The sequence below is a fragment of the Galbibacter pacificus genome, from assembly GCF_029603165.1.
Lineage (GTDB): Bacteria > Bacteroidota > Bacteroidia > Flavobacteriales > Flavobacteriaceae > Galbibacter > Galbibacter pacificus.
In genome coordinates this window covers 567,390-581,985 of the sequence record NZ_JAQSVC010000002.1, presented here as the reverse complement: position 1 = coordinate 581,985, position 14,596 = coordinate 567,390, and the positions used below count along the sequence as shown (strand labels likewise).

General features: G+C 39.6%; 12 protein-coding genes. 7 read left to right on the top strand and 5 right to left on the bottom strand.

What is annotated here, in order from left to right:
- On the bottom strand, positions 1-1,422 hold the full coding sequence (locus PSF86_RS07050; RefSeq protein ID WP_277899351.1) for an efflux transporter outer membrane subunit: 1,422 nt from the start codon (positions 1,420-1,422) through the stop codon (positions 1-3).
- 110 nt (positions 1,423-1,532) lie between these two features.
- A complete protein-coding gene (locus PSF86_RS07045; protein WP_277899350.1) occupies positions 1,533-2,909 on the bottom strand; it encodes an aldehyde dehydrogenase in 1,377 nt (458 codons plus the stop codon).
- Positions 2,910-3,497: 588 nt separating this feature from the next.
- Here PSF86_RS07045 and ilvD point away from each other — a divergent pair.
- The 6 genes from ilvD to PSF86_RS07015 all read left to right on the top strand — a co-directional run bounded on the left by ilvD (position 3,498) and on the right by PSF86_RS07015 (position 12,229).
- The gene (ilvD, locus tag PSF86_RS07040) at positions 3,498-5,180 is read left to right on the top strand and encodes a dihydroxy-acid dehydratase (protein ID WP_277899349.1); all 1,683 of its coding nucleotides are present in this window, start codon (positions 3,498-3,500) and stop codon (positions 5,178-5,180) included.
- 66 nt (positions 5,181-5,246) lie between these two features.
- Positions 5,247-6,980, top strand: coding sequence for a biosynthetic-type acetolactate synthase large subunit (gene ilvB / locus PSF86_RS07035; RefSeq protein WP_277899348.1), 1,734 nt, complete (start codon positions 5,247-5,249; stop codon positions 6,978-6,980).
- 123 nt (positions 6,981-7,103) lie between these two features.
- Positions 7,104-7,631: an acetolactate synthase small subunit gene (ilvN, locus tag PSF86_RS07030; RefSeq protein ID WP_277899347.1), complete on the top strand. Its 528-nt coding sequence runs from the start codon at positions 7,104-7,106 to the stop codon at positions 7,629-7,631.
- A gap of 39 nt (positions 7,632-7,670) precedes the next feature.
- Positions 7,671-9,140, top strand: a complete 1,470-nt coding sequence (gene ilvC / locus PSF86_RS07025; protein ID WP_277899346.1) for a ketol-acid reductoisomerase — start codon at positions 7,671-7,673, stop codon at positions 9,138-9,140.
- Between the two features lie 108 nt (positions 9,141-9,248).
- On the top strand, positions 9,249-10,511 hold the full coding sequence (gene ilvA / locus PSF86_RS07020) for a threonine ammonia-lyase IlvA (protein ID WP_277899345.1): 1,263 nt from the start codon (positions 9,249-9,251) through the stop codon (positions 10,509-10,511).
- 116 nt (positions 10,512-10,627) lie between these two features.
- Positions 10,628-12,229 carry an NADP-dependent glyceraldehyde-3-phosphate dehydrogenase gene (locus tag PSF86_RS07015; RefSeq protein ID WP_277899344.1) on the top strand — a complete coding sequence of 534 codons (1,602 nt, stop codon included), beginning with the start codon at positions 10,628-10,630 and terminating at the stop codon, positions 12,227-12,229.
- Positions 12,230-12,320: 91 nt separating this feature from the next.
- Here the strand turns inward: PSF86_RS07015 and PSF86_RS07010 are convergent, their stop codons facing one another.
- On the bottom strand, positions 12,321-12,560 hold the full coding sequence (locus tag PSF86_RS07010; RefSeq protein WP_277899343.1) for a putative signal transducing protein: 240 nt from the start codon (positions 12,558-12,560) through the stop codon (positions 12,321-12,323).
- A gap of 9 nt (positions 12,561-12,569) precedes the next feature.
- Positions 12,570-13,286 carry a hypothetical protein gene (locus PSF86_RS07005; protein WP_277899342.1) on the bottom strand — a complete coding sequence of 239 codons (717 nt, stop codon included), beginning with the start codon at positions 13,284-13,286 and terminating at the stop codon, positions 12,570-12,572.
- A gap of 473 nt (positions 13,287-13,759) precedes the next feature.
- On the opposite strand from PSF86_RS07005, the gene PSF86_RS07000 reads away from it, so the two are divergent.
- Positions 13,760-14,188, top strand: a complete 429-nt coding sequence (locus PSF86_RS07000) for an SRPBCC family protein (protein WP_277899341.1) — start codon at positions 13,760-13,762, stop codon at positions 14,186-14,188.
- Here PSF86_RS07000 and gloA2 read toward each other — a convergent pair.
- On the bottom strand, positions 14,185-14,580 hold the full coding sequence (gene gloA2, locus PSF86_RS06995; RefSeq protein ID WP_277899609.1) for an SMU1112c/YaeR family gloxylase I-like metalloprotein: 396 nt from the start codon (positions 14,578-14,580) through the stop codon (positions 14,185-14,187). The genes PSF86_RS07000 and gloA2 overlap by 4 nt on opposite strands.
- Positions 14,581-14,596 lie beyond the last annotated feature (16 nt).

The following is a 14,596-nucleotide window of genomic DNA, read 5'->3' as shown; positions in this document are numbered from 1 at the left end:
TTATTCTTCTAATTGGTTTTCCCGCTCTGTTTTAAAGGCACCTGCCAATGCCCGGTAGAGCGAAATTCTTATATTTATCAATTCCTGCCTTGCAGAAAGCACGTCTCTCCGCAATTGTTGTTCTTGGTCCAAAGCCAGCAATACATCTAAATATTCACTTAGACCATTTACAAATTCAATACGCAATTGCCTGTTTGTTTTTTGAGCCAAGATCAATCGGTTTTCAAGAATAGTAATCTGTTCTTTTTGCATCTGTTCCTGGATAAGTGCATCTTCAACTTCCCGAAAGGCCGTTAAAACTGTTTGCCCGTATTGGTAGAGTGTTTGGTTTTTAACGGCTTCGGCTCTGTCTACTTCGGCATTAAGCCTGCCGCCATAAATTAACGGGGCTACAATATTAGCGCCTAGCGTATAGGCCCATTCTTCGAACAGATTATTAAAATCGTTGGAACGCAATTGGGTTGCAGCAGTTAATGTTAGTCTTGGATATCGGTTTGCAATGGCTGCGGCCATGTCCCTGTCGGCTACCAGAACCAAATTGTATGCCTGCTTTACATCGGGCCTTCTCCTAACAAGGTCCAACGGTAGTCCCGTATCTGGTATGGGTGGGAGTTGAGGCAAAGAATCGGGGTTTAGGCTAAGTTCGTTTTGCGGTGGCTTGCCCAATAATACGGAAAGTTGATTTTTGAGCAGCTCGATATTTGTTTGGTAAACAATTTTTTGATTTTGAGTAGCTTCCAGAAGTTGTTGTTGCCGTAAAATATCTGCTCCACGGATAGTCCCGCCACTAAAGCGCACACGAATGAGCTTCATGATATCTTGGTTAGTCTCGATTTGTTTGTTGGCAAGTTGTAATTGTTGCAATGCAGTTACATATTGAAACCAAGTAGCCGCAATTTCGGCAGAAAGCATCATGGCAGTAGCTTGGTAATCGAAATAAGATGCCTCTAAACGAAAATTAGCCGCTTGTTTGCTGGACCGTAGCCTTCCCCATAAATCCAGCTCGTATGAAGCAGTAAGCCCCAGCTGCGTATTTTCGCCACCTGCAAAATCGGGTTGGGGCCTGCTAATGCCTGTTTGCAAGCCAGCATCAATTTGTGGCCAAAGAAAAGAAGCTTCGCTTCGCCTAATGGCATGTGCTTCCATGACCTGTTCCCATGTGGCGGCAAGGTTCAGGTTCTGGTTAAGTGCAGAATCAATAAGAATATTTAATTGTTTGTCATTAAAAACCGTCCACCATTTATCGGGGATAACCTGGGTTCCGTTGTATGAAAATTCATCAGGGTTGTCTATAGGTGCTTCAACGGTATCTAATTTTGGGGCACAGTTTGTAAAAAACAAAAGGGCACAAAAAAGTAAGGGTACCCAAATATTTTGTGGATACCTGTAGGTAAGCGCTTCAAACCAGATATGATGTGCCAATTTTTAATAGTTCTGATTATCAATAAACTACAATTTACTATTTATAAGAAGTTTTTCAAAATAAAAAGAACTAATTGTTATATCTATGAGGAGAAGTTTTTTGTTGTTCATTACATAAACCTTTCCAGCATTCCCGCCCATTTTGTTTTTTTTGCATACGGAGCATACCGCAATGGAATATCCAGCCATGTGCCACGATTTACTATAGGCTTGCTGTGCGAAAAAGTATTAAAAGTTAATTTTCCGTGGTATGCTCCCAAACCACTATTGCCAACACCGCCAAAAGGAAGTTTTTTATTGACAAAATGAACAACTGTATCGTTTATGGCACCGCCGCCAAAAGAAAATTCATTGATTATTTTTTGGGCAAAAGCACTTCTCTTTGAAAAAACATATAGCGAAAGTGGTTTTTCGTATTTTGTAATGACCGACTTTATTTCTTCTTCATTTTTATAACTGATTATCGGAAGAATGGGGCCAAAAATCTCTTCTTGCATTAGTGGGCTTTCCAATGACGGCTCGTTAACGAGTGTAGGGGCGAGGCTGTTTTTTCCGTAGGAAACCCCACCAAACAATATTTCTTGCCCGCTTAATAGGTTTTTAAGCCGATTGGTGTGGTTTTCGTTAACAATATGAACATAATCTTTGCTCTCTTCGGGATTTTTGGTGTAAGCGTTAATAATTTCCTGCTTTAACGCTTCAATTAGTTGTGTTTTAATTTTTGAATCGACCAAAATATAATCTGGTGCAATGCATGTTTGCCCGCCATTTATAAACTTGCCCCAAACTATTCTTTTGGCAGAAAGTTTAATATTAATTTTTTCATCAACGATGCATGGGTTTTTTCCGCCAAGCTCCAAAGTAACAGGAGTTAAATACTTTGCTGCGGACTGGTATACTATTTTTCCTACATGCGGACTTCCAGTAAAGAAAATATAATCCCATTTTTCTTCCAAAAGTGTTTGTGCAATTATTTTATCGCCTTCTACAACCGTAACATATTCTTTTGGAAATACTTTTAAAATGATTTCTGAAATGATTTTTGAAGTGTTCGGGGTTAACTCCGAAGGTTTTAAAACAACGGTGTTTCCTGCTGCCACAGCCCCGATAAGTGGCGAAAGGGCCAATTGGAAAGGGTAATTCCATGGCGACATGATTAAAACCCTTCCGTAAGGTTCTTTTATAATTTTTGCAGCCGATGGAAAGTTCAGCAACGATGGGGTTACTCGTTTCGGCTTTGTCCATTTGTGGATGTTTCGAATAGCATCTTTCAAATCGCTTAAAACAATTTTGGTTTCGGTCAACAGTACTTCAAACTCTGGTTTTTTAAAATCGTTGTAAATGGCTTTAGCAATATCCTGTTCCCGGTTTTCAATTTCTTTTTTTAAGTCTTTTAAAACAGTTTTCCGCTTACTGATGTTTCTTGTATTCCCCTCGTTAAAAAAGGTTTGCTGAAGTTTTAATATTGAATTTATATGCGCTTCCATCGTATTTTATACTAAAAAAGTTTTTTCAATTTAGAAATTATAATTAATATTGTGTAGATGAATAAGAAAATAATTAATATCGTTTCTCTTCTTAATGTAGCCATTATTATTGGCTATGTCATTAGCTTGGTGATTGTTTTACTGAGGTAGGAGGGAATGTGTATTATTAAAGATAGATAATGTTCAAGCCTTCCTATAATCGGGAAGGCTTTTTTATTTCAGCAAAAATGAAGCATTTTTTAGTCATAGTCATTCGAATTATTGTGAGCTCATATTGAGTTGATACAGTTTCGCATGTCAAAATAATAGAAGGTCTGTATCAATTTTAATACAGTCCTTTTTTTATTGCAAAAAAAGCGGGAAACCCTTTAAAAAAGTCGGTATAGAACATATAAGAAGTTAATAAAATAATAAATCCATACGGTTGAATGTCCTAAAAACATGTATTTAATACACTGAAAATAAACTAGTTAACTATTTTATGATGCTGTTGGATTTAAAGTTAAAAAGAAAACCGGGCAAAAATTAGAAATACATTACTATAATTTTGAATATAATTAAATAATACTCGAAAATTTAACATATAAAGTGAATTTAAAAAAGTTTAGTCACCAAGTAACTCAAGACCCAACGCTTCCAGCTGCACAAGCTATGTTACATGCTTTGGGCTTAACAGATGAAGATTTACAAAAACCCTTTATCGGTATAGCAAGTACAGGTTACGAGGGGAATCCCTGTAACATGCACTTAAACGATTTGGCAACCCATGTAAAAAAAGGCACTGCCAATGCCGATTTGGTCGGTTTGATATTCAATACCATTGGGGTCAGCGATGGAATTTCCAATGGTACCCCGGGCATGCGTTATTCGTTGCCTTCAAGGGATATTATTGCCGATTCCATGGAAACGGTAGTGCAGGCCATGGGCTATGACGGACTGGTAACGGTGGTTGGCTGCGATAAAAACATGCCCGGCGCATTAATGGCAATGCTCCGTTTAAACAGGCCTTCGGTATTGGTGTATGGCGGAACGATTGCTTCGGGTTGCCATAACGGAAAAAAACTAGATATAATTTCTGCATTTGAGGCTTACGGACAAAAAGTGGCAGGAACAATAGACGAGACAGAATTTAAAGAGGTAGTCCATAAAGCATGTCCCGGTGCGGGTGCCTGCGGTGGTATGTACACTGCAAACACCATGGCTTCGGCCATTGAAGCTTTAGGGATGTCGTTGCCGTTCAATTCATCCAACCCTGCGGTGAGCGATGGGAACATTAAAGAGCAAGAGTGTGTAAAAGCTGGCGAAGCTTTACGATTGTTGCTTGAAAAGGATATAAAGCCTTCAGACATAGTTACCAGAAAGTCGTTGGAAAATGCTTTCAGGCTAGTAACCGTTCTTGGAGGGTCTACCAACGCTGTGCTTCACTTTTTGGCAATTGCCAAAGCGGCACAAGTAGAATTTACCTTGGAAGATTTTAAAAGAATAAGCGACAACACCCCATTATTGGCAGACCTAAAACCGAGCGGCAAATACTCCATGGAAGATTTACATGGTGTTGGTGGTATACCGGGGGTTTTAAAATATATGCTGGATAACGATATGCTACACGGCGATTGTTTAACGGTAACCGGAAAAACCTTGGCCGAAAATTTAAAGGATGTACCAAACCTTGTTGATGGTCAAGAAATTATTAAAGGGTTGGATACTCCAATTAAAGATTCCGGACATATACGCATTTTGTTTGGTAACCTGGCAACTGAAGGCGCCGTGGCTAAAATTACGGGCAAAGAAGGCCTGTCGTTTAAGGGAACGGCCAATGTTTTTGATAGTGAAATAGCCGTAAACGAAGGAATAAAAACCGGAAAAGTAAAAAAAGGCGATGTGGTTATTATCCGTTATGAAGGGCCCAAAGGCGCACCGGGAATGCCCGAAATGTTAAAACCCACTTCGTCCATTATGGGGGCTGGTCTGGGTAAAGATGTTGCCTTGATTACCGATGGAAGGTTTTCGGGTGGTTCGCACGGGTTTGTCGTCGGCCATGTAGCTCCAGAAGCACAAGTTGGCGGGAACATAGCATTGGTAGAAAACGGAGACGTTATCTCGATAGATGCCGTGAACAATACCATCAACATTGAAATTTCCGATGAAGAACTGGCTGAAAGAAGGGCAAAATGGAAAGCCCCCGAATTAAAAATAAAAAGAGGTTCATTATATAAATATGCAAAAACGGTTTCATCGGCTTCAAAAGGTTGTGTTACCGACGAGTTTTAGAGATGAATTCAATAAAATCAATTTGCTGATTGCGGAAAAATACCCGTAACTATAAAATTGTTACTTATGGAAGTAAAGACATTAAAGAAAGAAGAAAGCAAAACCGGAAAAAAAATAAGGATTTCCGGAGCAGAAGCAGTTATACACTGTTTACTGGCTGAAGGCATAGAAACCGTTTATGGATATCCCGGAGGTGCCATTATGCCAATTTATGACGAGCTTTACAAGTTTCGTGATAAATTGCACCATGTATTAACGCGTCATGAGCAAGGGGCAACACATGCTGCCCAAGGTTATGCAAGAGTTTCGGGAAAAGTGGGTGTCGCCATGGCCACGTCTGGTCCGGGAGCTACCAATTTAATTACCGGAATTGCAGATGCGCAAATAGATTCTACGCCCATGGTTTGCATAACGGGGCAAGTGGCTCGCCATTTATTGGGGTCCGATGCCTTTCAGGAAACCGATATTGTAGGCATTTCCACGCCGGTTACCAAATGGAATTATCAAATTACAAATGCTGCCGAAATTCCTGAAATTATTGCAAAAGCATTTTACATTGCCCGTTCCGGTCGCCCGGGACCTGTTTTGATTGATATTACCAAAAATGCTCAGTTTGACGAGTTTGATTTCGATTATCAAAAATGTACCGCTATCCGAAGCTATAAACCCGCACCGGTTGTAGACGAAAGTAAAATTACCGAGGCTGCCGAAGCGATCAACAAGGCAAAAAAGCCCATGATTGTTTGGGGGCAGGGTATTATTCTTGGAAAAGCAGAAGAAGAATTAAAAGCCCTTGTTGAAAAGGCTGGAATTCCTGCTGCTTGGACTATTCTCGGAGCTTCGGCGTTGTCGTCCAGTCATCCGCTAAATGTTGGTATGGTTGGAATGCACGGAAATTATGGTCCGAATATCCTTACCAATGAATGCGATTTGTTAATTGCCCTTGGCATGCGTTTTGACGATCGCGTTACCGGAGATTTGAGTACTTATGCCAAGCAGGCCAAAGTTTTGCATTTTGAAATTGACCCAGCCGAAATCAACAAAAATGTACATGCCGATATTCCGGTATTGGGGAATGTAAAAGAAACCTTGGCAAAGGTACTTCCTTTAGTAAATGAAAATAAGCACGAGGCATGGCATAATGAGTTTAAGGAAAAATATAAAATTGAGTTTGATAAAGTCATTAAAAACGATTTGCACCCCAAAAAAGAGGGGTTGACCATGGGCGAGGTGATCGAGCAAATCAACCAAGCCTCCAACCATGAAGCCGTAATGGTTTCAGATGTGGGCCAACATCAAATGATTGCGTGCCGTTACGCCAAATTTAACACCACAAAAAGCAATATTACTTCCGGAGGTCTTGGAACCATGGGGTTTGCACTTCCCGCTGCCATTGGTGCCAAAATGGGTGCGCCCAAACGCGAAGTGGTTGCGGTAATTGGCGATGGCGGTTACCAAATGACCATTCAAGAACTGGGCACCATTTTTCAAACCAAGGTTCCTGTTAAAATAGTGGTATTGAACAACGACTTTTTAGGAATGGTACGCCAGTGGCAACAGTTGTTTTTCGACAAGCGTTATGCTTCAACCGAAATGACAAACCCTGATTTTGTTACTATTGCCGAAGGATATCATATTCAGGCCAAAAAGGTAACCAAACGTGAAGACCTTGCCGCGGCCGTTGAAGAAATGATGGCTTCCCCGCATGCATACTTTTTAGAGGTACGCGTGGAAAAAGAAGACAACGTATTTCCGATGATACCCACCGGGGCTTCGGTTTCTGATATTCGTTTAAGTTAAATATGGAAGTTATAAAGTTGTAAAGTTGAAAGTTATAAGGTGGGGTGTATGAAAAATGAAAGAAGGAACCACTGCGTAACTTTGTAACCACATAACAACCTTGAAAACAGTTAAAACAAAAAAATGGAAGAAAATAAAACATTCACCATATCGGTTTATTCTGAAAATAACGTAGGATTATTAAACAGAATTTCCGGAATATTCTTGAAGAGACACATTAATATAGAGAGTTTAAATGTCTCTAAATCAGAGATTGAAAATGTTTCTAAATTTACCATCGTTGTGAACACTACAGAAGATTGGACACGTAAAATTGTCGGGCAAGTAGAAAAGCAAATAGAAGTAATAAAAGCATATTACCACACCGATGAAGAAACCATTTTCTTGGAAACAGGTTTGTTTAAAATTGCTTCAAACTTATTGTTCGACGAGCGTCAAATCCAAAATATCATAAAAGACAATCATTCGGATATCGTTACCGTTTCTCCCGACTTTTTTGTTATCTCAAAATCGGGCAGGCGTGAAGAAATTGAAGAAATGTACGAACAGTTAAAACCTTATGGAATTATGCAGTTTGTACGTTCTGGAAGGGTTTCGGTATCAAAATCAGAAATGCAGATTTCAAATATTTTAAAAGAATTTCAACTATAAAACTTAATAAAAACAACAACTAAAATTTAATAGAAAAAAATGGCAAATTATTTTAATACACTTTCACTTAGACAACAATTAGAGCAGTTGGGCGTATGTGAATTTATGGATATTTCGGAGTTTAGTGATGGTGTAGAAAAGTTAAAAGGTAAAAAAGTAGTTATTGTAGGTTGCGGTGCGCAAGGGCTTAACCAAGGATTGAACATGCGGGATTCCGGCTTGGATATTTCGTATGCTTTGCGTGAAGGCGCCATTAAGGAAAAAAGACAATCTTTTGTAAATGCCTCGGAAAACGGATTTAAAGTCGGCACATATGAAGAATTGATCCCGACGGCCGACCTTGTTTGTAACCTAACGCCGGACAAGCAGCACTCCAATGTGGTAAGTACTATTATGCCTTTAATGAAAAAGGGATCAACGCTTTCCTATTCGCACGGTTTTAATATTGTGGAAGAAGGAATGCAAATTCGCGAAGATATTACCGTTATTATGGTGGCTCCAAAATGCCCCGGTTCCGAGGTAAGAGAAGAATATAAAAGAGGTTTTGGTGTGCCTACGCTCATTGCCGTTCACCCGGAAAACGATCCGGAAGGAAAAGGTTTAGACCAAGCCAAAGCCTATGCCGTTGCTACCGGAGGACACAGGGCAGGGGTGTTGCGTTCTTCTTTTGTTGCCGAAGTAAAATCGGATTTAATGGGCGAACAAACCATTCTTTGCGGGTTGCTTCAAACAGGTTCGATCCTTTCTTTTGATAAAATGATTGAAAAGGGTATCGAGCCGGGGTATGCTTCAAAATTAATTCAATACGGATGGGAGACCATTACCGAAGCCTTAAAATATGGAGGTATCACCAATATGATGGACCGTCTTTCCAATCCTGCCAAAATAGAGGCGTTCAAGATTTCAGAAGAATTAAAAGAAATTATGCGTCCGCTTTTCCAAAAACACATGGATGATATTATGAGCGGTCATTTCTCTAAAACCATGATGGAAGACTGGGCAAACGACGATAAAAACCTGCTTACTTGGCGTGCCGAGACAGGGGAAACCGCTTTTGAGAAAACCCCAGCCGGGGACGTGGCCATTTCTGAGCAGGAATATTTTGACAATGCGGTATTAATGGTTGCTTTTGTAAAATCGGGCGTAGAACTGGCTTTTGAAACTATGACCGAAGCTGGAATTATAGAAGAATCGGCATATTACGAGTCGTTGCACGAAACCCCGCTTATTGCCAATACCATTGCGAGAAAGAAATTATTTGAAATGAACCGGGTAATTTCCGATACGGCCGAATACGGTTGTTATTTGTTCGATCATGCATGTAAGCCTTTGTTAAAAGACTTTATGAAAAAAGTGGACACCAACATTATAGGTAAACCATTTGCAACCGGCAACGGCGTTGATAACAAAGAGTTGATAGAAGTCAACGACCAAATACGCAATCATCCCGTAGAAGAAGTGGGAGCATGGCTGCGTACATCTATGACCGCTATGAAAAAGATTGTATAACGCCCCACCCGGCTTCCCCAAGGGGAGGAAATGGTTTGGGTAAAAAATTAAATGCCACTTTTATAAGTCCCCGTCCCGTTGGGCGGGGTTATAAGTGGGCCAGTATATATGGAAACAACAACAGTTTACATACCAAAATTAGAAAATGTAAGAAAAGCTGCTGCAACGCTCAATGGTGTTGCGGCAGTTACGCCTTTAATACACAGTATTCGGTATTCAAAAGAATTTGAAGCGAATATCATGATGAAGAGAGAAGACCTTCAAGTGGTCCGTTCGTATAAAATTAGGGGCGCTTACAATAAAATAAGTTCGCTTACCAAAGAGCAGCGTGAAAAGGGAATTGTATGCGCATCCGCAGGGAACCATTCGCAAGGAGTGGCTTTTTCCTGTAAGGAATTAAAAATAAAGGGTACTATTTTTATGCCTTCGCCAACACCCAAACAAAAAATCGAACAGGTTCGTATGTTTGGCGAAGATTATATTGATATTGTTTTGCAAGGCGATACTTTTGACGATGCCAACAAAGCGGCCATTGCAGAATGTACGCGATTGGGCAAGACTTTTGTGCACCCTTTTGATGACGAAAAGGTGATTGAAGGCCAAGCCACGGTAGGACTTGAAATTTTGGAACAAACAAAAAAAACAATCGATTATGTTTTTGTTCCCGTAGGCGGTGGCGGATTGGCATCAGGACTTTCCAGCGTTTTTGATGTCTTGTCGCCACAAACCAAAATAATCGGGGTAGAGCCCGAAGGTGCGCCTTCGATGAAAACCTCAATGGAAAATAAAGAAAATACCGAACTGGGCAATATCGATAAATTTGTAGACGGAGCCGCCGTACAACGCGTAGGCGACAAAACCTTTGCTATTTGCCGGCAATTTCTAGATGAAATGATTACCGTTCCCGAAGGGAAAGTATGCCAGGAAATATTAGATCTATACAACAAAGACGCCATTGTGGTGGAACCGGCCGGAGCACTTACCTTATCGGCATTGTACCAATACAAGGATAAACTTAAAGGCAAAAACGTGGTTTGTGTGGTAAGCGGCAGCAATAACGACATTACCCGTACCGCCGAAATTAAGGAGCGTGCCCTGTTGTATGCAAACCTAAAACATTATTTTATTGTACGCTTTCCGCAAAGGGCAGGTGCCTTAAAAGAATTTGTAGCCGAAATTTTAGGTCCGAACGACGATATTACGCATTTTCAGTACACAAAAAAGAACGCAAAAGAGAATGCTCCAGCGGTTGTAGGAATTGAATTAAAGTCGGATGCCGATCTGGAACCGCTAATTAACAGGATGAAGACCAGAAACTTTTTCGGGGAATATTTAAACAACAAACCCGACCTGTTTCAGTATTTGGTTTGATTAGCAATGCACAATAGATTTTTCTGATAACTGTTGAATCTTAATTTCATAATCACGAACTTTATCGTTATTATGATTAACGATTAATTCAGCATAAATAAAAACCAAAAAACACTATGGAAGCCAAAACCAAGACATTTAATAAAATCCCCGAAACATACCAGATAAAATCGCCCATACATCAAAACACCTATTTAGTTGGGGGGCAGTTAAAACCATGGAAAGGAAAAACCACCGAGGTTTATTCAACCATTTCTTCTACCGAAGAATACAAGCCCACTTTGCTGGGAAGCATTCCATACATGGGCGAACCCGAAGCCAATGAGGCTTTGCAGGCCGCCGCCAATGCCTTTGACAAAGGAAAAGGACTTTGGCCAACCATGAAAGTAGCCGACCGCGTGGCGTGCATGGAAAAGTTTGCAAAGCAAATGGTAACCAAGCGCGATGAAGTAGTAAAATTATTGATGTGGGAAATCGGTAAAAATTTACCGGATTCTGAAAAAGAATTCGACCGTACCGTTGAATATATTTATGATACCATTGAAGACTATAAGCAATTAGACCGTGATTCGGCTAATTTTAAAAAACGCGATGGTATTTATGCACATATCCGTCGTGGCCCATTAGGAATTGTTTTGTGTTTGGGCCCCTATAATTATCCGCTAAACGAAACATTTGCGTTGCTAATCCCTGCCTTAATGATGGGGAATACTGCCATTTTTAAACCTGCAAAGCACGGAGTTTTATTAATTACACCACTTTTAGAAGCTTTTAGGAGCAGTTTCCCGAAAGGCGTGGTAAATATTGTATTTGGACGCGGACGCGAAGTTGCGGCCCCGATTATGAAATCGGGAAGGGTAGACGTGCTGGCGCTTATCGGGAACAGTAAATCTGCGGTGGCGCTTCAAGATCAACACCCCTATAAAAACCGCTTACGGCTCGTGCTGGGCTTGGAAGCTAAAAACCCGGCTATTGTTTTACCGGATGCAGATCTGGACCTGGCCATAAACGAGTGTATTGCCGGAACTCTGTCGTTTAATGGGCAACGCTGTACGGCCCTAAAATTGGTATATGTGCACGAAGATATTGTAGATGAATTTAATAAGCGTTTTGCAAAAAGGGTAGACGAATTAAAATTTGGAAACCCTTGGGACGAAGGCGCTAAATTAACGCCACTGCCCGAACCCGATAAGCCTGCTTATATTCAGGGATTAATTGACGATGCTGTTGGAAAAGGCGCAAAAATAATCAACAAAAAAGGAGGCGAAACTACCGAGAATTATATATTTCCAGCGGTATTGTACCCGGTAACCGAAGCTATGCGTGTTTATCAAGAGGAACAATTTGGCCCCGTAATACCCATTGTGCCTTTTAAAAAGATAGACGAACCCATAAACGATATAGCCGACTCCAATTACGGGCAACAAGTTAGTCTCTTTGGTGCTGATATTAGAAAACTGGCGCCACTAATCGATACGTTGGTAAACTTGGTTTGCCGTGTTAATTTAAACAGCTCATGCCAAAGAGGGCCGGATATGTACCCGTTTACCGGAAGAAAAGATTCTGCCGTTGGTACTTTGAGCGTGCACGATGCATTACGTTCGTTTTCCATTAGAACTTTTGTGGCTTCAAAAGACAACGAGTATAACAACCGTATTTTAAATGATTTATTGGGAAGCAAAGCTTCTAATTTTGTAAGTACCGATTACATTCTTTAAAAAAGAAACGAGGCTCGAAAAACAATTAACTGCTTTTTAGGCCTCGTTTTTTATGTTGTCAATTATTTGTGAGGATTGATTAAAATACAGATCAACCTTCCTTTAGGTCTTTTTCAACTTCTTGAAATATTTGCATTGCTTTTGCATGCTCGTCTTTATGCACAAAAACCTGCACTTGGTCAACTACCGATGGCCCAAAACCTGCCAGACGGCCAGATTCGGTTTCGTTTTTTATTACGGGGTTAATAGTTGCGGCTTTCAACCTTTCTTCCAGTAAACCTGCTTGGATACTACTTCCGGTATAGATCCTTATGTAATCTTGATTTTCCATATTTTAAAGTTAAGCATTAAAATATTTACTTTTCCATATGGCATAGTTAAAATTTTTACCGAGCGCAACCCCATAAAAAATGGTAATGCTGGCAACCATTTTAAACATAAAAAAGAACAATATCCAGAAATAGGAGCTGTTTTTTTCGTGGGTAAACATTTCTATTGGCATAAGAAGCGTTAACAGCCAACTAACAAGCAGCACCAAAATTGTAAGCGTTATAAAGTTCCTGAAAGGGAGCACCAATAACTTTCTCAATGGGTGCAGGTCGTTACCCCACTTGTGCACAAGGTAAAAATAATCGTTGCCCAGCGGAGCAAAAAGCAAAGGGTCGTCTGCATTTTCCAGTTTGAACAATTTTGATGGTGCTATAATTTTAAACCCGTTTAGGGTGGTTTTATGTTCTTTCTCCAATTTTTTTATGGAATATATGGCTTCCTGCGGAAACTTTCCCTTAAAATATTTTGAACTTAAAAAACGTAACCGGTAATCGATGCATATTTTTTGAATCTGATTTATATGATAAATTTTCCCACTTTCCAAAAGGTCAAAATTAAAATCATTGTGCTCTTTTTCTTGTGGGTCGGCCAATGTTTTGGAAATGGCCTTATTTTTTGCAGAATCTTCCTTTAAAATTGCGCGCACCTGTTTTAAAACATCGTCTTCATTTGTGGTTTTGTTCCTGTAAACCTTTAGTCTTTCTTCAATATTTGTTCTTTTCAGCATAAGGATTTGCTTATTTCACTAATTGGTATAGAGATGGTATTTCAAAAAAAACAGTAAAATCCCTGTTTTTTAATCCTATCGACATAGAAAATTCAGTAAAGGCTATTAGTGGGTATTTTCAAAATTACTAAATAATAGGCACGCTACAAGATTATGTTTAAAGAATTTAGCCTTTGCATACGTTAAAAAAATAGTAAACCAGCACCGTTTTTAAAACCATCTGGACAGAAGTTGCGTATATCTTACTAAATAACACAGACCTTAAGTAGTTGTAAAAATCCGATAACGGGAATTAATTGCTTTGAAAAGAGAAAATGGGGCGCATAAATTAAATGCGCCCTTTTGTTTTTTTAAATTGTTGCATAGATAATTTAATTAAATTTGAAAATATTTCTGATTGTCTACTATTTGGTCATTACCTTATGACTGATTAGGGATATTCAAAATACTTAATAGTAACCAACCATAACAGAATGGAAAACATTGAATTGATCAATTACATAAAAACCCCTGTCTCCATTGTTTACAATGCACTTGTTTCTGAAGAAGGCTTGAGCAATACGTGGACCAAAAAGTTGAAGGTAAAGCCAGAAGTAGGATTTGTTAATGAGTTTGACTTTGATGAAGACTACCTCACCCAAATGAAAATACTTGAGCTGAAAGAAAACCAAAGAATAGTTTGGGAATGCATCGCTTCTGATGATGAATGGGTAGGAACCCGTATTATTTTTGACCTATCTGAAGAAAAGGGAGTCACAAAAATTATCCTTAGACATGCCGACTGGCGGGAGCTTACAGATTTTTATAGGTGGTGCAACTACAATTGGGCAATGTTCCTGTTTAGTTTAAAAACATATTGCGAAAAAAAGAAAGGGCTTCCATTTCAGGAAAGGGAATTTTAATTTTCAACGAATTCTTCATATAATTCTATGGGCAATTTGTCGGGATCGTTAAAAAAGGTAAAACGTTTTCCGGTGTGTTCGTCCGTCCGGATTGGTTCTGCCGTAACGCCAAAATAGTGCAGTCTTTTTATGGCTTCGTCAATATTGGTCACTTCAAAAGCCAAATGCCTTAATCCGTTTGCTTCGGGCTGCGAAACACGTTTTGGGTGATTGGGAAAGGAGAAAAGTTCTATAATGTATTCTCCGTTTAATGCCAGATCCAGTTTAAACGAGTGCCTTTCTTCGCGAAATATTTCCCTGACAATTTCCAGCCCCAAAATTTGTGTGTAAAAATGCTTGGATGCTTCATAATTGGAGCAGATAATAGCGATATGGTGGATTTTTTTTAAGATTTCCTGTTATTTTTTG